This is a genomic window from Phytobacter sp. V91, from assembly GCF_965644225.1.
GTDB lineage: Bacteria > Pseudomonadota > Gammaproteobacteria > Enterobacterales > Enterobacteriaceae > CBFFRJ01.
Window position 1 is genome coordinate 21026 of record NZ_CBFFRJ010000007.1, and the last position, 21948, is coordinate 42973.

The following is a 21948-nucleotide window of genomic DNA, read 5'->3' on the forward strand; positions in this document are numbered from 1 at the left end:
GCCCGCAGGCCGTTTTCACATAATCTGTACGCAACATACTGGAAAAGTTCAGGCAGTTGCAAATGCGTTTTACGCGATGGTGCCCGCGCCACGACAGGGCGGCGAGGCAAAAACGGTATCCTGCAAACCCGCCCACTCCTTAATAGTGTAGGTATGCAGCGCTAAAGCATGGACGGTAGTAGACAATTCTGCCGACAATGTACCGTAAATCATGCGATGACGATTCAGAAAACGTTCGCCGCTAAAACGATCGCTTACCAGAACGACTTTAAAATGGCTTTCGGAACCGGCCGGTACATTGTGACGATAGCTTTCATCAACAACTTCGAGGAACACGGGTTCAAACGCTGCCCTTAATTTATCTTCTATCTGTTCACGTATCATCATGAAATGACTCCTCTGCAACGCTGAGATGCTACCCATCCCTTTAAATGTTAGCCGCTTTTATCCTGTCCATAACAAGAAAACAACAAAAATTTAGCTTTCGTCGTGGATTCTCAGCCAAAGGTATGAACTGCACGTAAAAGGTCTCATTCGAGACCGTCAATAGTTCAGATAAATCTCGTTAGTGAGCAAGAATTACACAAGACGATGAATTTACATGCGTTGAGGACTTCCTCTTGTTGACGGCAATGTTATGATGGCGCAAATTTCCCCTTTTACGTTTACGATCCACTGAGAGCCTGACCATGTTAAAAAAATTCCTCCTTCCTTTGGTCGCAATGTTTATGCTGGCCGGGTGCGCAACGCCGCCAACCACTCTTGATGTCGCGCCAAAAATCACCCTGCCGCAGCAGGATCCGAGCCTGATGGGCGTAACGGTCAGTATCAATGGCGCCGATCAGCGTCAGGACCAGGCCCTGGCGAAAGTGAACCGTGATAATCAGCTGGTTACCCTGACCGCATCCCGTGATCTGCGTTTCCTGTTGCAGGAAGTACTGGAGAAACAAATGGCAGCCCGCGGTTATATGATCGGACCGAACGGTGCAGCTAACCTGCAGATTATTGTTAACCAGCTCTTTGCTGACGTATCTGAAGGCAACCTGCGTTACAAAATTTCGACCAAAGCAGATATCGCCATCATTGCCACCGCAGCTAACGGCAACAAGATGACCAAAAACTACCGCGCCAGCTACAACGTTGAAGGTGCTTTACAGGCCTCTAATGAGAAAATCGCCAACGCGGTTAACAACGTGCTGACCGATACCATCGCCGACATGTCCCAGGACACTGCTATCCATCAGTTCATTAAACAGAACGCGCACTAAGTTCTGTTCTCTGGCCCGGCAATCCGGGCCAGTTATCACACATGCCTAACCATTACTTACGCATCTTTTCGCAACCTAAGTCAGCCATCTTACTGATTCTGGGCTTTGCCTCTGGCTTACCGCTTGCCCTCACGTCCGGCACGCTTCAGGCGTGGATGACGGTCGCGAATGTCGATTTAAAGACCATCGGTTTCTTTTCGCTGGTCGGTCAGGCATATGTCTTTAAATTCCTGTGGTCGCCGGTAATGGACCGCTACACGCCGCCGTTTCTCGGTCGTCGTCGTGGTTGGCTCCTTGTTACTCAGTTCAGCCTGCTTATTGCTATTGCGGCAATGGGGTTTCTGGAGCCGTTAAACCAGCTACGCTGGATGGCGGCCCTCGCTGTGGTTATCGCCTTCTGTTCCGCCTCCCAGGACATTGTCTTCGACGCCTGGAAAACGGATGTATTGCAGGCAGAAGAACGGGGGGCCGGGGCCGCAATTAGCGTGCTGGGTTACCGTTTAGGCATGCTGGTTTCCGGCGGGCTGGCACTGTGGCTCGCCGATCGCTGGCTGGGCTGGCAGGGGATGTACTGGTTAATGGCGGTACTGTTAATTCCCTGCATTATTGCCACCCTTGTTGCTCCTGAACCGAACGATGCCATTCCCTCGCCGCGCAGCCTTGAACAGGCTATCACCGCGCCGTTACGTGACTTTTTTGGCCGCAACAACGCCTGGCTTATCCTGCTGCTTATTGTTCTCTATAAACTTGGAGATGCCTTTGCGATGACCCTCACCACCACGTTTTTGATTCGTGGCGTCGGTTTCGATGCCGGCGAAGTTGGCGTGGTGAACAAAACCCTGGGACTAATCGCTACTATCATTGGCGCGCTATGGGGCGGCGTGCTGATGCAAAAATTGTCACTTTTCCGGGCGCTGCTCATTTTTGGCGTTTTGCAGGCGGCCTCTAATACTGGCTACTGGCTCCTCGCAGTGACGGACAAAAGCATGCTGAGCATGGCTTCCGCCGTGTTTTTTGAGAACCTTTGCGGTGGAATGGGAACCTCTGCCTTTGTGGCGTTGCTGATGACGCTGTGCAATAAGTCGTTCTCTGCAACTCAGTTCGCCCTGCTTTCCGCACTTTCGGCTGTCGGACGTGTTTACGTCGGCCCGCTGGCCGGCTGGTTTGTTGAAGCCCACGGCTGGCCAACCTTCTATCTGTTTTCTATCGCCGCAGCCGTGCCGGGTCTCTTGCTGTTACTGGTATGCAAAAAAACGCTGGAGTTCACCCAGTTGAATGAGCAATTTTTGCCACGCACCGAATATGCCCGCTCTTACCGTCTGGCGCTGCGGATCCTCGCAATCGGCTGTGTTCTTCTGGCGGCGGGGCTGGCTATTTTACTGCTCAATGCCAGTAACCTCACACAGCTAACCTTTGGCGATACTCTGCTGGAAACCGGTATTTTCTGCGCCCTGGGCGGTGTCCTTTACGGCGGTCTTCTCGATCTGCTCGCATTGCGCAAAACGCAACATGCCTGACGCCGGTTGCGATTAATAATCGGAGTACGCCCTGTTCTGTTCTCCTGATTCAATTCTTAAGGTAAAGATCTGTATATAAAATCAGTCGGTTAAGCAGTGAACCACACTAAATAATTACAGACCGGTAGCATATCGTTCAATATTTAATCATTAATTTAAAAAAGTCTTAGTGATAATTAATCCGTTCTGTAATAATTTTTCTTTAATTATTTTGTGCGGTATAAATTAGGAGCTACGCTTTAACAATTTACAGTAGTTATTAATTAACGCTTTCCAGTAATGTTCAATAAATGATGAGTTGTTGTTAATTAAATGTTTATTAAACTGATTGGTTATACCAATTTACCCCCACCCCTTATTGTAAGGTAAAGTTTTCGTTATAACCTTGATGAGAGGTTGTGCGAACGCCCGATTTTACAGATTGTTGCATTCTGTGTGACATAATCGGCAGAAGACAGTAACACCTTACTGACACTACGCCATTCATGTTTACAGTAATGTAACCTTCCCGTAAGATGCCCGCACACTTTAAACGCCACCAGCCCCCCGTGGAATTGAGGTCGTTAAATGAGACTCAGGAAATACAATAAAAGTTTGGGATGGATGTCATTAATCGCCGCTACTGCATTACTCAGTGGTTGTGATTCTGCGCTCCTTGACCCAAAAGGACAGATTGGACTGGAGCAACGTTCGTTGATACTGACGGCATTTGGCCTGATGTTGATTGTCGTGATTCCCGCCATCTTGATGGCAGTTGGTTTTGCATGGAAATACCGTGCGAGCAATAAAGATGCGAAGTACAGCCCTAACTGGTCACACTCCAACAAAGTTGAAGCAGTGGTCTGGACAGTGCCTATTCTTATCATCGTGTTCCTTGCCGTACTGACCTGGAAAACCACTCACTCGCTTGAGCCAAGCAAACCGCTGGTTCACGATGAGAAACCGATTACGATCGAAGTCGTCTCCATGGACTGGAAATGGTTCTTCATTTATCCGGAACAGGGCATTGCCACCGTGAACGAAATCGCCTTCCCGGCGAACACACCGGTGCAGTTCAAAGTGACCTCGAACTCCGTGATGAACTCCTTCTTTATCCCGCGTCTGGGTAGCCAAATCTACGCGATGGCCGGTATGCAGACTAATCTGCATCTGATCGCCAATGAAGCAGGCACCTATGATGGTATCTCCGCCAGCTACAGCGGCCCGGGCTTCTCTGGTATGAAGTTCAAAGCCATTGCTACACCTGACCGTGCCGCTTTCGACCAGTGGGTCGCTAAAGCCAAACAGTCAACGAACACCATGTCTGACATGGCCGCGTTCGAGAAAGTGGCAGCGCCTAGCGAATACAACAAGGTGGAGTACTTCTCTGACGTGAAACCTGATTTGTTCAAAGATGTGACCAACAAATTTATGGACCACGGCAAGAGCATGAACATGGCCCAACCGGAAGGTGAGCACGCCTCACACGAAGGTATGGAAGGCATGGACATGAATCACGCGGAAACCTCTCACTAAGGGGCCGAGGAAGAAAATGTTCGGAAAATTGACACTGGATGCGGTGCCGTATCACGAACCTATTATCGTGGTTACGATTGCTGCAATTATCATCGGTGGTGCGGCCTTAGTGGCCCTTATCACTTACTTCGGTAAGTGGAGCTACCTGTGGAATGAATGGCTGACTTCGGTCGACCACAAAAAACTCGGCATCATGTACTGCATCGTCGGTATCGTCATGTTAATTCGTGGCTTTGCGGATGCGATCATGATGCGTAGCCAGCAGGCGCTTGCTTCGGCAGGTGAAGCTGGCTTCCTGCCACCACATCACTACGACCAGATCTTTACCGCCCATGGCGTTATCATGATCTTCTTCGTGGCGATGCCGCTGGTTATTGGTCTGATGAACGTTGTCGTTCCGCTGCAAATCGGCGCGCGCGACGTAGCGTTCCCGTTCCTGAACAACCTGAGCTTCTGGTTTACGGTTGTCGGCGTTATCCTGGTGAACCTGTCCCTGGGCGTGGGTGAATTCGCGCAGACCGGTTGGCTGGCCTATCCGCCGCTTTCGGGAATTGAGTACAGTCCGGGCGTGGGCGTCGATTACTGGATTTGGGCGATTCAGCTCTCCGGTATCGGTACAACCCTGACCGGTATTAACTTCTTTGTGACTATTATCAAGATGCGTGCCCCTGGCATGACGATGTTCAAGATGCCGGTATTTACCTGGGCATCTCTGTGCGCCAACATCCTGATTATCGCTTCGTTCCCAATTCTGACCGTCACCGTCGCGCTGCTGACCCTGGATCGCTATCTGGGCACCCATTTCTTTACCAACGATATGGGCGGCAACATGATGATGTACATCAACCTGATTTGGGCCTGGGGTCACCCGGAAGTGTACATTCTGGTTCTGCCGGTCTTCGGGGTGTTCTCCGAAATCGCCGCCACCTTCTCGCGTAAGCGCCTGTTTGGTTACACCTCGCTGGTGTGGGCAACCGTGTGTATTACCGTCCTGTCGTTTATCGTTTGGCTGCACCACTTCTTCACCATGGGTGCGGGCGCGAACGTAAACGCCTTCTTCGGTATCACCACCATGATTATCGCCATCCCGACCGGGGTGAAGATCTTCAACTGGTTGTTCACCATGTACCAGGGCCGTATCGTGTTCCACTCTGCGATGCTGTGGACCATCGGCTTTATCGTCACCTTCTCCGTCGGCGGTATGACCGGCGTGCTGTTGGCGGTGCCGGGTGCGGACTTCGTGCTGCATAACAGCCTGTTCCTGATTGCCCACTTCCATAACGTTATTATCGGCGGTGTGGTCTTCGGTATCTTCGCGGGCATTACCTACTGGTGGCCAAAAGCCTTCGGCTTCACGCTGAATGAGACCTGGGGCAAACGCGCGTTCTGGCTGTGGATAGTCGGCTTCTTCGTGGCATTTATGCCGCTGTACGTGCTGGGCTTTATGGGTATGACCCGTCGCCTGAGCCAGCAGATTGACCCGCAGTTCCACACCATGCTGGTTATTGCAGCAGGCGGTGCGGTGCTGATTGCCTGCGGTATCGCCTGTCAGCTGATTCAGTTCTACGTTTCGATTCGCGACCGCGAGCAGAACCGTGACCTGACCGGTGACCCATGGGGTGGCCGTACGCTGGAGTGGGCAACCTCTTCTCCTCCGCCGTTCTATAACTTTGCCATTGTACCGCAGATCCATGAGCGTGACGCATTCTGGGAAATGAAAGAGAAAGGTGAAGCGTACAAGCAGCCTGAGCACTATGAAGAGATTCATATGCCGAAAAACAGCGGTGCCGGTATCGTAATTTGTGCCTTCGCAACGGTGTTTGGCTTCGCCATGATCTGGCATATCTGGTGGCTGGCTATCGCAGGCTTTGCGGGCATGATCATCAGCTGGATTGTGAAGAGCTTTGACGAGGACGTGGATTACTACGTACCGGTTGCAGACGTTGAAAAAGTGGAAAATCAGCATTTCGATGAGATTTCTAAAGCGGGGCTGAAAAATGGCAACTGATACTTTGGCGCACTCTAACGCCCATGCGCACGACGCGCATGCGCATCACGATACAGGACCGATGAAAGTCTTCGGTTTCTGGATCTACCTGATGAGCGACTGCATTCTGTTCTGTTGCTTGTTCGCCACCTATGCCGTTCTGGTGAACGGCACCGCGGGCGGCCCGACCGGTAAAGACATTTTCGAACTGCCGTTCGTCATGGTCGAAACCGCACTGCTGTTGTTCAGCTCCATCACCTATGGCATGGCGGCTATCGCCATGTACAAAAACAACAAAAGCCAGGTGGTTTCCTGGCTGGCGTTGACCTGGTTGTTTGGTGCGGGCTTTATCGGGATGGAAATCTATGAATTCCACCACCTGATTGTTAACGGTATGGGTCCGGATCGTAGCGGCTTCCTGTCAGCGTTCTTCGCGCTGGTTGGCACCCACGGTCTGCACGTCACCTCCGGTCTTATCTGGATGGCGGTACTGATGTTCCAGGTCTACCGTCGCGGTCTGACCAACACCAACCGTACCCGTATCATGTGCCTGAGCCTGTTCTGGCACTTCCTTGACGTGGTGTGGATCTGCGTGTTCTCGGTTGTCTATCTTATGGGGGCGATGTAATGAGTCATTCTAACGATCATGGCGCTTCCCACGGCAGCGTAAAAACCTATATGACAGGTTTCATCCTGTCGATCATCCTGACGGTTATTCCGTTCTGGATGGTGATGAACGGGACAGCGTCTCACGGTGTCATTCTGGGTACTATCCTGGTGACGGCGGTTATTCAGATTCTGGTGCATCTGTCTTGCTTCCTGCACATGAATACCAAGTCTGACGAAGGGTGGAACATGACGGCCTTTGTCTTTACCGTGATTATCATCGCTATCCTGGTAGTGGGCTCCATCTGGATTATGTGGAACCTGAACTACAACATGATGGTTCACTAAGAGCGGCGAGTATGTTTAAGCAATACCTGCAAGTAACGAAGCCTGGCATTATTTTTGGCAACCTGATCTCGGTGATCGGTGGATTCCTGCTGGCCTCCAAAGGCCATATTGATTACCCACTGTTCGCCTGTACGCTGCTTGGCGTATCGCTGGTTGTCGCCTCTGGTTGTGTATTTAACAACTATATTGACCGGGACATCGATAAAAAGATGGAACGGACGAAAAACCGCGTGCTGGTTCGGGGGTTGATCTCGCCAAAAGTCTCGCTGGTATACGCGGCCTTGTTGGGTATTGCTGGCTTTATGCTGTTGTGGTTTGGTGCCAATCCGCTGGCCTGCTGGTTAGGGGTGATGGGCTTCGTGGTCTATGTGGGCGTCTATAGCCTGTATATGAAACGCCACTCGGTCTACGGTACGCTGATTGGTTCGCTCTCTGGCGCAGCGCCTCCGGTGATCGGCTATTGTGCCGTCACCGGTAACTTCGACAGCGGCGCAGCCATTCTGCTGGCTATCTTTAGCCTGTGGCAGATGCCGCACTCCTATGCCATCGCTATTTTCCGCTTTAAAGATTATCAGGCGGCAAATATTCCGGTTCTGCCGGTGGTCAAGGGCATTTCGGTTGCCAAAAACCATATCACGCTGTACATCATCGCCTTTGCCGTAGCGACGCTGATGCTCTCTTTAGGCGGCTACGCCGGGTACAAGTATCTGGTGGTGGCCGCGGCAGTGAGCGTATGGTGGCTGGGTATGGCTCTGCGCGGTTACAAAGTAGAAGATGACAAAGTCTGGGCACGTAAACTGTTCGGCTTTTCCATCATCGCTATTACCGCGCTGAGCGTAATGATGTCAGTGGATTTTATGGTTCCTGACTCGCATAGCCTGTTGACCTACGTCTGGTAATGCACCTGCCGTGATAAACCGGGTTCCTGAACCCGGTTTTTTTATGCCCTTTTTCTGCCCTCTTCTTTCCTGCCATTCACTGCCTGTTATCACTTTTTCTTATTGATGTTTTTCCTCCGCCATCCGTCAAGTTTGCGCTACATCACACTTTGCAGCAAAACCCGCTGACCAGCACGCACCGCTAAAATAGCTTTTAGATATAAAAGCTAATTCGAGTTAGCTTTTGTTGTAAAAAAAAGGTTACCTTAGATTATGACACCGGAGATGTGTTTCAGAAGCGATGAGCAGACCAGCCAGGCTAAGGCAGGCTGTCCGTCGTCAAAAGGGAATTTTAAGTTAAAACAAAGAAATAAAAATAAGCAGCCCCTTATGGCGCGCTGCAAAACACAACAACATCGTAAAGACAACCAGGCATTACGCGAGGATCCTTATGTCTGTAGCATCAGAACCAATACAGAAACCCGTTATGAAGCAGTTAGGCCTGCCCACCTCCTTCCTGTTACTCGGCATATCATTAGTCTTTATTATATTGGGCTACACCCTGTTAGAGATAAAACTGGAAGCGCTGCTGTGCATTACCGCAGTGGCTATCTCTTTTGTCGCTATCTGGCTGGGCCACAGTTTTCAGGACATTATTGATGAGATCGTGCAGAAATTTGCTCAGGCGCTGCCTTCACTGATGATCGTCATGTGCGTTGGCGGGGTGATCGGCGTCTGGATGAGCTCTGGCACCATTCCGTATCTGATTACCATCGGACTGAAAATCATCAATCCGCAATACATCGTGGTTATCGCCTTTATTGTCACCAGTATTGTCGCGACCTGCACCGGTACGTCGTGGGGCTCTGCGGGCACCATTGGGGTGGCGCTGATGGGTGTCGCCCATGGCCTGGATGCCAATCTTGCCGCGGTGGCCGGCGCAATCGTTGGCGGAGCCTATTTTGGCGACAAAATCTCGCCGCTTAGCGGATCGTCAAACTTTGCCGCCATCGTCAATAATCTCGATCTCTACGAGCACATCAAGCATCTGTCGAAGACCACGATCCCGGCTTATCTTATCTCGGTGGTTATCTACTTTATTATCGGCATGAATAACAGCACGACGGCAGGCAATATCGATTCTGCTCAGCAAACCGTCGACCAGATCCACCAGCTTTATCACACTCACTGGATCCTCGCTGTACCGATCTTTATTGTGCTTGCGGGCGCACTGATGAAAAAACCGGTCATTCCGGTGCTGCTGTTCGCCACCGCCATCTCGATTGCGATTTCGTACTTCACTCAGGGAATTGGCATTATTGAAAACCTCAACGTGTGGGTCTCCGGATTTAGCGTGAGTGTGCTGCCGGGCCAGCCGCAGGACGTACCGGAAACCATTCGTAGCCTGCTGGAGCGCGGCGGCGTGGCATCAATGATGCCGCTTATCCTGGTTATCCTGTGCGCCTTTTCCTTTGCCGGCCCGCTCTCTCTGACCCAGGCGCTGGATACCATCATCAACTACTTTACGCGGATCGTGAAAAGCGCCGCCGGGCTTATCTTCTCAACCATTGCCGCCTGTGTGGCGCTGATCGCCGCCACCGGTAATAACAATATTGCCTGCCTGCTGCCGTCGGAGCTATTCCGTAAGGCATTTGAAAACAATGGTCTGCACCGTAAGAATATCTCCCGTACCGTGGAAGACTCCGCAACGGTTATCGAGCCATTGATTCCATGGACCGCGGCCGGGGTATTTATGGCGGCGACCCTTGGCGTACCGACGCTGGATTATGCCCTGTGGGCGGTACAATGCTATGCAGGCCTTATTATTGCCGGATTCTATGCCGTCACCGGATTGTGTATTGCTAAAACGGACGATCATCAAAACAAGGGGGAATTGATCAATGACTAATAAGACCTATACGCCTGACTGGGCCAGCCTCGACAGCCGCGAAACACCTGAGTGGTACAACGATGCGAAATTCGGCATCTTCATCCACTGGGGCGTATTCTCAGTACCGGCATGGCGCAAAATTGATAACTCCCTGTTTGGCTCCTACGCCGAGTGGTATTACGCCAGCGTCTACGGTAACTACCGCAATAATGACGATGATTTCCATGAAAAACATTACGGGAAGGATTTCCTCTACCGTGATTTTGCCCCGCAGTTTAAGGCTGAGCTTTTTCAGCCTGAAGCCTGGGCTGAGTTGTTCAAAGCCTCTGGCGCAAAGTATGTGGTGCTCACCACCAAGCATCACGATGGCTTCTGCCTGTGGCCGACCCAAAACCCGCATAAGCAGGGCTGGAACAGCGGCGATGTAGGTCCAAAGCGCGATCTGCTGGGGGATATTACCGGTGCGGTACGCGACAGCGGGCTGAAAATGGGCATCTATTATTCGATCATTGAATGGGAGACCAACTGGAGCCATCGCCCGGAAGGGGGTTACTTTGTTCCCCAGCGCGACCGGGAAAAATTCGGCATTCCGGAGCAAAACTACGCGGACGAAATTCTTATCCCGCAACTGAAAGAGCTGGTACAAAACTATCAGCCCTGCCTGATCTTCTCTGACGGCGGTGAATGGGATCTTAGCGAAGAGTACAGCCAGACCAAACCCTTCCTTTCCTGGCTGTATAACGAAGCGCCTAACAAAGACGAAGTGGTGGTCAATGACCGCTTCTTTAAAGGTATGCCTGGTGAACACGGTGATTACTACAGCACCGAGTACAACGATAAAGAGGGCTTCGGCGTCCATCATCCGTGGGAAGAGAGCCGTGGCATTGGCAAATCCTACGGCTTTAACCGTGCGGAACAACTGGAAGATTACTGCACGTCGCAGGAATTGATTAATCAGTTGATCGGTATCGTCTCCAAAGGCGGCAACTTCCTGTTAAATGTCGGGCCAACCGCTGACGGACGAATCCCCACTCTGCAACAGGAAAGGCTGCGCGATATTGGGCGCTGGATGGCGGTCAATGGCGATGCCATTTACGGCAGTGATGTCTGTAGTCGTATCAAAAGCGACGACGCGCATTGCGCATTAACCAGTAAAGGCGACAGCGATTATCTGTTGACGACCCGGTGGCCAACAGAAGCACTGCGCTTGCAACTGGTGGCAGGTGAAACGCCGCGTACCTGTACCCTGCTCTGTCAGGGCGAAGATATTGAGGTGCCTTTTGATATTGTCGAGGGCGCTCTCATTTTACATCCGCTGCCCTGGCAGTTCGATCGTGGCCTGGAGTACGCTTATACCTTCAGGCTAAGTCGATAAAGCAGAGGGTTTTCGTCGACAATGTTCTTTTTGGGTTGCAGATGAGGTGCCGGAGATGGCAAAAACCGTTGAACAGATAGCCAGAGATCTGAACTTATCCGTCACCACGGTGCGCCTGGTGCTCGGGGGTAAGGCAGAGCAGTATCGCATCAGCGTGAAAACGCAGACGCGCATCAACGAGCATGTTGAGCGTTATGGCTATACGTTAAACCACTCGGCACGCAGTCTGAAACTCAACAAAACGGATACGCTGGGGCTGATTGTGCCCAACATCTCGAACGTCTTCTTCGCCACCCTCGCTGAAAAGCTGGAGCTGCGCTGCCGTCGCTCCGGCTATCAGCTGGCGATCAGCTGTTCTTACGACGATGTGGACTACGAAAATCAGTTGGTCCACGCGTTGATGGCAAGAAATGTCGACGGCATTTTTGTTGCCCCCTCCACCCTGGAAAATCAGCAGCACCATCTGCGGCAGGTTAAAAAGCCGCTGGTGCTGCTCGATCGCGATTTTCGTTTTACCGATAACGCCCTGGTGGAAAGTAATAACACCAAAGGGGGGGAAATCCTCACCCGCCATATGCTGGAAGCCGGGAAAACGCCGCTATGGTTTCTGGTCGGGGATACGGCCCTTCCCAGTATTAACGACCGCCTGCAGGGTTACCTCTCTGCCTTGCAGCAGCAGGGCATTTCCCACAAGGAGTGGGTCTGCGAAGGCCCGGACAATACCCCTGAAGAAGGCCACCATTTGATGGCAAAGCTTATTGAAACCCACGGCCTGCCGCAGGCATTTATTGCCTCGTCGTTACCGGTGCTTGAAGGGGCGATCCGCGCGATCAGGGACAAGCAGGGAACCGTACCGGTGGATATCAATATTGGCACCTTTGACGAACACCCGATGCTGGGCTTTCTCTCCAACAACGTCTGGTCAATGCAGCAGGATGAAGATACCTGGGCCGAAAATGCGTTCAGGGTGATGCAATCTGCGATTGAAGGCAAACCGGTAAAAGAGACCATCCGTGTCAGAATGCGGCTGGTGAAACGCACCCGTCAGTCAGCACAATAGGGCAGTATATCGGGGAGTCATCGCACTCCTCGTTTTCCCTGGTCATATTGTTTACAGCCTCGTAATAACTGTTAAACAAACATCTGTTTACCCCGCTTACCGCCCCGCCTACACTATGGCCTGCTTTCGAATTGAGGTGGTAATGAACGATAACAAAATGACGCCAGGCGAGTTGCGCGCGACCTGGGGTTTAGGGACTGTTTTCTCATTGCGCATGCTTGGCATGTTTATGGTCCTGCCCGTTCTGACCACATACGGCATGGCGTTGCAGGGCGCCAGTGAAGCGTTGATTGGTCTGGCAATTGGCATCTATGGCCTGGCTCAGGCCGTGTTTCAAATCCCTTTTGGTTTGCTTTCCGATCGCATCGGGCGTAAACCGCTGATTATCGGCGGGCTGGCTATCTTTGTGGCGGGCAGTGTGATTGCCGCGCTGTCGGACTCTATCTGGGGGATTATTATTGGGCGCGCGCTGCAAGGCTCGGGGGCCATTGCCGCTGCCGTTATGGCCCTGCTTTCTGATTTAACCCGCGAACAGAACCGCACCAAAGCGATGGCCTTTATTGGCGTCAGTTTTGGCGTCACCTTCGCCATCGCCATGGTTCTCGGCCCGATAATCACCCACCAGCTTGGTTTGCATGCTCTGTTCTGGATGATTGCCGCGCTGGCGAGCGCAGGTATTCTGCTCACCCTCTGGGTGGTTCCTGACAGTCAACGCCATGTGCTTAACCGTGAATCCGGTATGGTAAAAGGCTGCTTCAGTCAGGTGCTTGCCAGCCCCAAATTGCTGAAGCTGAATTTCGGCATTATGTGTCTGCATATCCTGTTGATGTCGACCTTTGTCGCCCTGCCCGGCCAGCTTGAAGCCGCCGGCTTTGCCGCGCCGGATCACTGGAAAATCTATCTGGTCACCATGCTGGTGTCTTTTGTATCGGTCGTGCCCTTTATCATTTATGCCGAAGTAAAACGACGTATGAAGCGGGTTTTCCTGTTCTGTGTCGCGCTGCTGCTGATCGCAGAGATTGTGCTTTGGGGTGCAGGGCCGCACTTCTGGGAGCAGGTGATCGGGGTACAAATTTTCTTTGTCGCCTTCAACCTGATGGAAGCGTTGTTACCTTCGCTCATCAGTAAAGAAGCGCCCGCGGGTTACAAAGGCACGGCAATGGGCATTTATTCCACCAGCCAGTTTCTTGGCGTCGCCATTGGCGGCGCACTGGGGGGTTGGGTCGATGGCTGGTTTGACTCGCAAACGGTTTTCCTCGCCGGGGCGCTGCTGGCAATGGTGTGGTTGCTGGTCGCCAGCACCATGCAGGAACCGCAGTATGTCAGCAGCCTGCGCATCGAAATTCCACAGGACGTCGAACTGGATGAGGCCCTGCAACAGCGATTGCGTGAAAAAGCGGGGGTAAGCGACGTGCTGGTAATCGCCGAAGAACGCAGTGCCTACGTGAAAATAGACAGCAAAGTGACCAATCGTTTTGAGGTTGAGCAGGCCATTAAAGGGCTGTAAAAAAAGCGGGTATACCCGCTTTTTCCTGCTTCCGTTAATCGCGGAAGTTTTTAAACTGGAACGGCTGCCCCAGATTGCCACCGCGCACCAGCGCCATGGTTGCCTGCAAGTCATCGCGCGCTTTACCCGTCACACGCAGCTCTTCGCCCTGAATCTGGGTCTGCACCTTCAGTTTGCTCTCTTTAATCAGCTTGACGATTTTCTTCGCCACATCGCTCTCAATACCCTGCTTGAGTTTTGCGTCCACAAACCAGGTTTTGCCGCTGTGCACAAACTCTTCAGGCACTTCCAGAGAGGTGCCTTCAATACCACGTTTCAGCAGTTTGGCACGCAGAATGTCCAGTAACTGATTGACCTGGAAATCAGACTCACTGAGTACTTTGATGGTTTTATTCTTCTCGTTCAGTTCAAATGTGGCTTCAACGCCACGAAAATCGAAACGGCTTTCAAGTTCGCGACTCGCATTCTCAATCGCATTGCGGACTTCCTGAAGATCAACCTCAGAAACAATATCGAAAGATGGCATCTTTTCTTCTCCCTCAGTGTTTGTTGCGATGCATAATACCCGCAACAAAGCATAACTCAACTTGTAATGGCCGGAAGCTTCATCGATGGCGCTATACTGAATGCAGTAACACCTGGCGCAGTTGCAGGTGAGGAGGAAAAATGAAAATTACCGTACTTGGATGCGGTGCGTTAGGACAATTGTGGCTGACCGCACTGCACAAGCATGGACACGACGTTCAGGGCTGGTTACGCGTACCTCAGCCCTTTTGCAGTGTGAATGTGGTCGACGAAGATGGTTCTATTTTTAATGAGTCTCTGACTGCGAATGACCCGGAGTTCCTGGCACAGAGTGATTTGTTACTGGTGACCCTCAAAGCCTGGCAGGTTTTCGATGCCGTAAAAGGTCTTGCGGCAACGCTACCGAGGACGACGCCCATTTTGCTGATCCATAACGGCATGGGTACCGTCGATGAACTGAAAAACCTGCAACAGCCACTGCTGATTGGCACCACCACCCACGCGGCCCGTCGTGATGGCAATGTCATCGTCCACGTGGCCAGCGGGACAACCCATATTGGTCCAGGGCGGCAACAGGATGGCGATTTCAGCTATCTGGCCGAAATACTTCAGGAAGTGCTTCCGGACGTCGCCTGGCATAACAATATCCGCCCGGCGTTGTGGCGCAAACTGGCCGTCAATTGCGTGATCAACCCGCTGACCGCACTCCAGGAGTGTAAAAATGGCGAGTTACGTGATTTTCCTGAAGAGATCAAAAAGGTGACGCATGAAGTCGCCGCCGTTATTGAGCGGGAAGGCCACCATATCTCGGCGGATGAACTACTGGATTACGTTTACCAGATTATTGATAACACGGCAGATAATGTCTCGTCGATGTTGCAGGATATCCGGGCTATGCGCCATACCGAATGCGACTATATTACCGGTTTTCTGCTGCGTCGCGCCCGTGCCCATGGCATTGCGGTGCCGGAAAATGCCCGTCTGTATGATTTAGTCAAACGCAAGGAGAGTGAGTATGAGCGCGTCAGCTCTGGTATGTCTCGCCCCTGGTAGCGAAGAGACCGAAGCGGTCACCACCATCGATTTACTGGTTCGCGGTGGCATCAGTGTGACCACCGCCAGCGTCGCCAGCGATGGCAATCTTGCTATTACCTGCTCGCGCGGGGTAAAACTGCTTGCCGATGCGCCGCTGGTCAGCGTCGCGGACGGCGATTTTGACGTTATTGTGCTACCCGGCGGGATAAAGGGCGCGGAGTATTTTCGCGACAGTCCAATACTGGTTGAAACCGTCCGCCAGTTTCATCAGTCTGGCCGTATTGTGGCGGCCATTTGTGCCGTAGCGGCAACGGTACTGGTTCCCCACGATCTGTTCCCGATTGGCAATATGACCGGTTTCCCGGCGCTTAAAGAGCAGATCCCTGAAGGACAGTGGCAGGACAAGCGCGTGGTCTGGGATCCCAGGGTGAATCTGCTCACCAGCCAGGGTCCGGGCACCTCAATCGATTTCGCGCTGAAGATTATTGATCTGCTGGCCGGGCAGGAAAAAGCCCACGAAGTGGCAAACCAACTGGTGATCCCGGCGGGAATTTACAATCACTACGTTGGCTGAAAGTAGAAGCCGGATGGCGCACTGAGCGCCGCCCGGCATCACGGCTACGGACGATAAACCTTCACGTTTTTAAAGCCCTGCTCCAGCAGATAAAGCGCCTGCAAACGGCTCATCACGCCACGCTCACACCACAGCAGCCAGTTTTTGCTCTGGTCGAGGTCGCCAAATTTGGTGCTGAGTTTATAGAACGGCAGCGACACCACTTCCACACCATCAACCACCAGCGGTTTAGCATCCTGTTCATCAATCGAACGGATATCCAGCAGCATATCGTTCGCACCAAAACCGCTGACCGTTTCAACTTCAACGACCTCTTGTGTCGTCTGTTCAGCAATAACACGAATGTCGATGTTAGAGGCTTCAGCAACAACTTTATCGAGGATCGAGAAATCGAAATGCTCTTCTTCAGCTTCGATTTTGGCCTTCACCGCTTTGACCGTCGGGCTTTTTGAGATCACGCCGCAATATTCCGGCATGGTGCGGGCGAAATCTTCGGTCCCAATCTCACGCGCCAGATCGATAATGTGTTCTTTATCGTAAGAGATAAGCGGACGCAGGATCAGCGTGTCAGAGACATTATCAATCAAACGCAGGTTGGTCAGCGTCTGGCTGGAGACCTGGCCCAGCGCTTCGCCGGTTACCAATGCCTGCACGCCATAACGTTCGGCGACCTGAGAGGCGGCACGAACCATCATACGCTTCAGCACGACACCCATCTGGCCGTCATCCACTTTTTCGAGGATTTCGCCGACCACTGGCTCAAAGTTGATTGCCACAAAACGCACGCGATGGGAACTGCCAAAGCGATTCCAAAGATAATGCGCCACCTGACGTACGCCAATCTCGTGCGCCGCGCCGCCCAGGTTAAAGAAGCAGTAGTGTACGCGGCAGCCGCGACGCATCAGCATATAGCTGGAGACGCCAGAGTCAAAACCACCGGAAATCAGTGACAGCACATCTTCCTGGGTGCCAATCGGGAAACCACCGATGCCTTCATAGCGGCCTTTCACCAGCAGCAGGCGATCGTCTTCAATTTCCAGATTAACGGTGATATCCGGATGCGTAAGCTTCACGCGGGCGGATTCAATATGCTGATTCAGCCCGCCGCCGACATAGCGTTCGACTTCAATGGAGCTGAATTCGTGTTTACCGCGACGTTTGGCACGCACGCAGAAGGTTTTCCCTTCCAGCTTTTCACGCCAGGCTTCCAGCGTTTTTTCAAAGATGTCGTGCAGCGAAGTGAACGGGACATCTTCCACTTCCAGAATATGGTGAATACCCGGGATGCGGGTCAGCGCATCGCGAATAACCAGACGCTGGTTTTCATCTTTGGCGCGAACTTCAATGTTATCCCAGTGGCGAACGACCGCGAGGGTCTCGTCGTAGTGTTTTAGAACGTTACGAATATTCCCGGTCAGGATCTTAATAAAGCGCAAACGCACAGATTGGCTTTTGATGGTGATTTCCGGGAACAATTTAATGATAAACTTCATGGCGGCAAGGGTTCACTGGCAAGCCCGGCTGGGCTTCTCTGAAAAAAATACAGCAGCCCAAACCTGCGGCTGCATCCAGGCGCGCAAGTATATCACCATCGCGGCGCTCCTGTGTATTTTGCATTACTCTTGCGCGTTATTTGCTTAGCCTTGCGACTCCGCTACCATAGTGGGGTCGGAAAACAATGAGAGTCAGACATTCATTATGCCAAAGAAAAAAGACGCACCCGCCAGCTTTGAAACGGCGCTCGGCGAACTGGAACAGATTGTCACCCGTCTTGAAAGCGGCGATCTTCCCCTGGAAGATGCCCTCAACGAATTTGAACGCGGCGTTCAGTTGGCCCGCCAGGGTCAGGTCAAACTCCAGCAGGCGGAACAGCGAGTCCAGATCCTGCTGTCCGATAACGAGGATGCGCCCTTAACGTCGTTTACCCCGGAAAACGAGTAAATGGATTTTAATCAGCAACTACAGACGTGCGTTGAGCACGCCAATGATGCCCTGCGGCGCTTTATCGCCCCTCTTCCCTTTCAGAACACTCCTCTGGTTGCGGCCATGGAGTATGGCGCATTATTAGGCGGCAAACGTCTGCGCCCCTTTCTGGTTTACGCAACGGGCACGATGTTCGGCGTCAGCCGGGAAACCCTGGATGCACCAGCGGCGGCGGTGGAGTGTATCCACGCTTACTCACTGATCCATGACGACTTACCGGCGATGGACGATGACGATTTACGCCGGGGTCTGCCAACCTGCCATATCAAGTTTGGCGAGGCGAATGCGATTCTGGCAGGCGATGCTCTGCAAACGCTGGCCTTCTCGATCCTCAGTGATGCCCCTATGCCGGAAGTGGCGGCGCTGGATCGACTGGCAATGGTGCGCGAACTGGCCTCTGCCAGCGGAGCCGCCGGCATGTGCGCCGGACAGGCTTTGGATCTGGCCGCAGAAGGCAAATCGGTAGATTTACAGGCACTGGAGCAAATTCATCGCCATAAAACGGGTGCGTTGATCCGTGCGGCGGTAAAAATGGGCGCGCTCAGTGCCGGAGAAGCAGGCCGCCAGTGGCTGCCCGTACTGGATAAATATGCCCAAAGCATTGGCCTGGCGTTCCAGGTTCAGGATGACATACTGGATGTTGTCGGCGATACTGCGACCCTTGGCAAACGCCAGGGCGCGGATCAGCAACTCGGTAAAAGTACTTATCCTGCGTTACTGGGCCTTGAGCAAGCCCGACGAAAAGCCAGTGACCTGATTGCAGAAGCCCGCCAGGCATTAACATTGCTGGCTACGCACTCACTGGATACCACGGCACTGGAAGCACTGGCTGATTACATAATCCAGCGTGATAAATAAACTAACAATGATGCTCTGACTAATCCCGGTTGCAGGAAAGATTATCCCACCTGCCACCTGACGAATAATGAGCAAGATGAGTCTCTGATGAGTTTTGATATAGCCAAATACCCGACGCTGGCGCTGGTCGATTCCACTGCGGAATTGCGTTCGCTGCCAAAAGAGAGCCTGCCGAAACTATGCGATGAGTTGCGTCGCTACCTGCTCGACAGCGTGAGCCGTTCCAGCGGACACTTTGCCTCCGGACTTGGCACGGTGGAGTTAACCGTGGCGCTGCACTACGTCTACAACACGCCCTTTGACCAGCTCGTCTGGGACGTGGGCCATCAGGCTTATCCGCATAAAATTCTGACGGGTCGCCGCGACCGCATCGGGACTATTCGCCAGAAAAACGGCTTGCATCCGTTCCCCTGGCGGGGCGAAAGCGAGTATGACGTCTTAAGCGTCGGCCACTCTTCGACCTCCATCAGCGCAGGTATTGGTATTGCCGTTGCCGCAGCGAAAGAAGGTAAGCAGCGGCGAACCGTCTGCGTCATTGGCGACGGCGCCATAACCGCAGGCATGGCCTTTGAAGCAATGAACCATGCAGGCGATATCCGCCCGGATATGCTGGTCGTCCTCAACGATAACGAAATGTCGATTTCAGAGAACGTCGGCGCACTCAACAACCATCTGGCGCAGTTGCTCTCCGGCAAACTTTATTCGACGCTGCGTGAAGGCGGCAAGAAAGTGCTCTCCGGCGTTCCGCCGATTAAAGAACTGATTAAGCGTACCGAAGAGCACATCAAAGGCATGGTAGTGCCGGGAACCTTGTTTGAAGAGCTGGGCTTTAACTATATTGGCCCGGTTGATGGGCATGACGTGCTGGGGCTGGTACAAACCCTGAAGAATATGCGTGAGCTGAAAGGTCCCCAGTTCCTGCACATTATGACCAAGAAAGGCCGCGGCTATGAGCCGGCGGAAAAAGACCCTATTACCTTCCATGCGGTGCCGAAATTCGACCCCACCAGCGGAACGCTGCCAAAAAGCAGCGGCGGTATGCCCAGCTACTCGAAGATCTTTGGCGACTGGCTGTGCGAGATGGCGGCCAAAGACAGTAAACTGATGGCCATTACCCCCGCCATGCGCGAAGGCTCAGGAATGGTGGAGTTCTCACGCAACTTCCCGGATCAATATTTCGACGTTGCCATCGCCGAGCAGCATTCAGTGACCTTCGCCGCAGGCCTCGCCATTGGCGGTTATAAACCCGTCGTGGCTATCTATTCCACCTTCCTGCAACGGGCCTACGATCAGGTGATCCATGACGTCGCCATTCAGAAACTGCCGGTGCTGTTTGCCATTGACCGTGCAGGAATTGTGGGGGCGGACGGGCAGACCCATCAGGGGGCGTTTGATATCTCTTACCTGCGCTGTATTCCGGATATCGTCATCATGACCCCGAGTGATGAAAACGAGTGCCGCCAGATGCTGTTCACCGGTTATCACCATAACGCGGGGCCAAGTGCGGTGCGCTACCCACGTGGTAATGCGCTGGGCGTCACCCTCGAACCCCTGCAAAAACTGCCATTAGGCAAAGGCGTGGTGAAACGCAAAGGCGAGAAGATTGCCATCCTCAACTTCGGCACACTGCTGCCGGAAGCGGAAAAAGCAGCCCAGGCGCTGGACGCCACCCTGGTCGATATGCGTTTTGTGAAACCGCTTGATGAGTCATTGATTCTGGAGATGGCTGCACGCCATGAGGCATTGATTACACTGGAAGAAAACGCGATTATCGGTGGGGCAGGCAGTGGTGTAAACGAGCTCCTGATGTCCCGACGTAAACCGGTTCCGGTGCTAAATCTCGGATTGCCTGACTTCTTTATCCCTCAGGGTACTCAGGATGAAGCACGCAGCGAACTGGGCCTTGATGCCGCAGGTATTGAAGCCCACATCCGGCGCTGGCTCGCATAACCTCCTCTACCGCTCCTGCTATGCTTAACGGTAATGTTTTTTAAACATCAGCAGGAGTGGAACCATGCAATACAACACACTAGGAAAAACAGATCTTAAGGTTTCCCGCCTTTGCCTTGGCTGCATGACATTTGGCGAGCCTGACCGGGGTAATCACGCCTGGACGCTGCCGGAAGAGAGCAGCCGTCTTCTTATCCAGCACGCCCTGAACGGCGGTATTAACTTCTTCGATACGGCAAACAGCTACTCTGACGGCAGCAGCGAAGAGATTGTAGGCCGCGCCCTGCGTGATTTTGCCCGTCGTGACGAGGTGGTGGTAGCGACCAAGGTCTACTATCCATCCGGCACCCTGACGGAAGGCCTCTCCCGGGCGCAAATTTTACGTTCCATCGATGACAGCCTGACACGCCTGGGCATGGAATATGTCGATATACTGCAAATTCACCGCTGGGACTACAACACCCCCATTGAAGAGACGCTGGAAGCCCTGAATGACGTGGTGAAAGCGGGGAAAGCACGTTATATCGGCGCATCATCCATGCACGCGCACCAGTTTGCGCAGACCCTGAAACTGCAACAGCAGCACGGCTGGGCGCAGTTTGTCACCATGCAGGACCATTACAATCTGATTTACCGTGAAGAAGAACGCGAAATGCTGCCGCTGTGCGATCAGGAAGGTGTGGCCGTCATTCCCTGGAGCCCGCTGGCCCGCGGCCGCCTGACGCGTCCCTGGGGTGAAACGACAGCGCGTCTGGTCTCCGATCAGGTAGGGCGAAAACTCTATAACGAGGATGATGAAAACGATGCGCAGATTGCCGAACGCCTTGGGGCTATAGCCGATGAAACCGGTGCCACCCGCGCTCAGGTAGCGCTGGCCTGGCTGCTGAGTAAACCCGGCATTGCCGCACCGATCATTGGCGCCTCTCGCGAAGAGCAAATGGATGAGTTGTTACAGGCCGTGGATTTGACGCTTAAACCGGAACAGATTGCCGAAATGGAAACACCGTACAAACAGCACCCGGTGGTGGGATTTAAATAAGCCATCTGCCGTCGCCCTCTTCCGGCGGGAGA

Annotated in this window: 20 protein-coding genes; 17 read left to right on the top strand and 3 right to left on the bottom strand. The window is 52.9% G+C overall.

Annotated elements, in window-relative coordinates; genetic code table 11:
• Positions 1-69 precede the first annotated feature (69 nt).
• Positions 70-387 carry a transcriptional regulator BolA gene (bolA, locus tag ACSZO4_RS02540; protein ID WP_437887258.1) on the bottom strand — a complete coding sequence of 106 codons (318 nt, stop codon included), beginning with the start codon at positions 385-387 and terminating at the stop codon, positions 70-72.
• Positions 388-689: 302 nt separating this feature from the next.
• On the opposite strand from bolA, the gene ACSZO4_RS02545 reads away from it, so the two are divergent.
• The 11 genes from ACSZO4_RS02545 (at position 690) to ACSZO4_RS02595 (ending at position 13952) form a co-directional block, all read left to right on the top strand.
• Positions 690-1268 carry a lipoprotein gene (locus ACSZO4_RS02545; protein ID WP_437887259.1) on the top strand — a complete coding sequence of 193 codons (579 nt, stop codon included), beginning with the start codon at positions 690-692 and terminating at the stop codon, positions 1266-1268.
• 41 nt (positions 1269-1309) lie between these two features.
• A complete protein-coding gene (gene ampG / locus ACSZO4_RS02550; protein WP_437887261.1) occupies positions 1310-2785 on the top strand; it encodes a muropeptide MFS transporter AmpG in 1476 nt (491 codons plus the stop codon).
• 567 nt (positions 2786-3352) lie between these two features.
• Positions 3353-4300 carry a cytochrome o ubiquinol oxidase subunit II gene (gene cyoA, locus ACSZO4_RS02555; protein WP_437887262.1) on the top strand — a complete coding sequence of 316 codons (948 nt, stop codon included), beginning with the start codon at positions 3353-3355 and terminating at the stop codon, positions 4298-4300.
• A 16-nt stretch (positions 4301-4316) separates the two neighbouring features.
• The gene (gene cyoB, locus ACSZO4_RS02560; RefSeq protein WP_437887263.1) at positions 4317-6308 is read left to right on the top strand and encodes a cytochrome o ubiquinol oxidase subunit I; all 1992 of its coding nucleotides are present in this window, start codon (positions 4317-4319) and stop codon (positions 6306-6308) included.
• The gene (locus ACSZO4_RS02565) at positions 6298-6915 is read left to right on the top strand and encodes a cytochrome o ubiquinol oxidase subunit III (RefSeq protein WP_437887264.1); all 618 of its coding nucleotides are present in this window, start codon (positions 6298-6300) and stop codon (positions 6913-6915) included. The genes cyoB and ACSZO4_RS02565 overlap by 11 nt, the downstream gene beginning before the upstream one ends.
• Positions 6915-7241 carry a cytochrome o ubiquinol oxidase subunit IV gene (locus tag ACSZO4_RS02570; protein WP_437887265.1) on the top strand — a complete coding sequence of 109 codons (327 nt, stop codon included), beginning with the start codon at positions 6915-6917 and terminating at the stop codon, positions 7239-7241. The genes ACSZO4_RS02565 and ACSZO4_RS02570 overlap by 1 nt, the downstream gene beginning before the upstream one ends.
• A gap of 11 nt (positions 7242-7252) precedes the next feature.
• Positions 7253-8140 (top strand): heme o synthase, encoded by an 888-nt coding sequence (gene cyoE, locus ACSZO4_RS02575; RefSeq protein WP_437887266.1) that lies wholly within the window; start codon positions 7253-7255, stop codon positions 8138-8140.
• Between the two features lie 466 nt (positions 8141-8606).
• Positions 8607-10028, top strand: a complete 1422-nt coding sequence (gene nhaC, locus ACSZO4_RS02580) for a Na+/H+ antiporter NhaC (protein ID WP_437887267.1) — start codon at positions 8607-8609, stop codon at positions 10026-10028.
• Positions 10021-11385: an alpha-L-fucosidase gene (locus ACSZO4_RS02585; RefSeq protein ID WP_437887268.1), complete on the top strand. Its 1365-nt coding sequence runs from the start codon at positions 10021-10023 to the stop codon at positions 11383-11385. Before nhaC ends, ACSZO4_RS02585 begins: the two co-directional genes overlap by 8 nt.
• Before the next feature lie 55 nt (positions 11386-11440).
• Positions 11441-12445 carry a LacI family DNA-binding transcriptional regulator gene (locus tag ACSZO4_RS02590; RefSeq protein WP_437887269.1) on the top strand — a complete coding sequence of 335 codons (1005 nt, stop codon included), beginning with the start codon at positions 11441-11443 and terminating at the stop codon, positions 12443-12445.
• 142 nt (positions 12446-12587) lie between these two features.
• Complete coding sequence (locus ACSZO4_RS02595; protein ID WP_437887270.1) at positions 12588-13952, top strand: MFS transporter; 1365 nt, start codon at positions 12588-12590, stop codon at positions 13950-13952.
• A 34-nt stretch (positions 13953-13986) separates the two neighbouring features.
• Here ACSZO4_RS02595 and ACSZO4_RS02600 read toward each other — a convergent pair whose 3' ends face one another.
• Positions 13987-14478, bottom strand: a complete 492-nt coding sequence (locus tag ACSZO4_RS02600) for a YajQ family cyclic di-GMP-binding protein (RefSeq protein WP_437887271.1) — start codon at positions 14476-14478, stop codon at positions 13987-13989.
• A gap of 140 nt (positions 14479-14618) precedes the next feature.
• Between ACSZO4_RS02600 and panE the strand changes: the two genes are divergently transcribed.
• Positions 14619-15530 (top strand): 2-dehydropantoate 2-reductase, encoded by a 912-nt coding sequence (gene panE, locus ACSZO4_RS02605; RefSeq protein ID WP_437887272.1) that lies wholly within the window; start codon positions 14619-14621, stop codon positions 15528-15530.
• Positions 15493-16086, top strand: coding sequence for a protein deglycase YajL (gene yajL / locus ACSZO4_RS02610; protein WP_437887274.1), 594 nt, complete (start codon positions 15493-15495; stop codon positions 16084-16086). The genes panE and yajL overlap by 38 nt, the downstream gene beginning before the upstream one ends.
• 44 nt (positions 16087-16130) lie before the next feature.
• Here the strand turns inward: yajL and thiI are convergent, their stop codons facing one another.
• Positions 16131-17579 (bottom strand): tRNA uracil 4-sulfurtransferase ThiI, encoded by a 1449-nt coding sequence (gene thiI / locus ACSZO4_RS02615; protein WP_437887275.1) that lies wholly within the window; start codon positions 17577-17579, stop codon positions 16131-16133.
• Positions 17580-17784: 205 nt separating this feature from the next.
• Between thiI and xseB the strand changes: the two genes are divergently transcribed.
• The 4 genes from xseB to ACSZO4_RS02635 all read left to right on the top strand — a co-directional run bounded on the left by xseB (position 17785) and on the right by ACSZO4_RS02635 (position 21916).
• Positions 17785-18027, top strand: coding sequence for an exodeoxyribonuclease VII small subunit (xseB, locus tag ACSZO4_RS02620; protein WP_437887276.1), 243 nt, complete (start codon positions 17785-17787; stop codon positions 18025-18027).
• A complete protein-coding gene (ispA, locus tag ACSZO4_RS02625; protein ID WP_437887277.1) occupies positions 18028-18927 on the top strand; it encodes a (2E,6E)-farnesyl diphosphate synthase in 900 nt (299 codons plus the stop codon). It abuts the gene before it with no gap.
• A gap of 87 nt (positions 18928-19014) precedes the next feature.
• Positions 19015-20877 (top strand): 1-deoxy-D-xylulose-5-phosphate synthase, encoded by a 1863-nt coding sequence (gene dxs, locus ACSZO4_RS02630; protein ID WP_437887278.1) that lies wholly within the window; start codon positions 19015-19017, stop codon positions 20875-20877.
• 64 nt (positions 20878-20941) lie between these two features.
• Positions 20942-21916, top strand: a complete 975-nt coding sequence (locus ACSZO4_RS02635) for an aldo/keto reductase (RefSeq protein WP_437887279.1) — start codon at positions 20942-20944, stop codon at positions 21914-21916.
• Positions 21917-21948 lie beyond the last annotated feature (32 nt).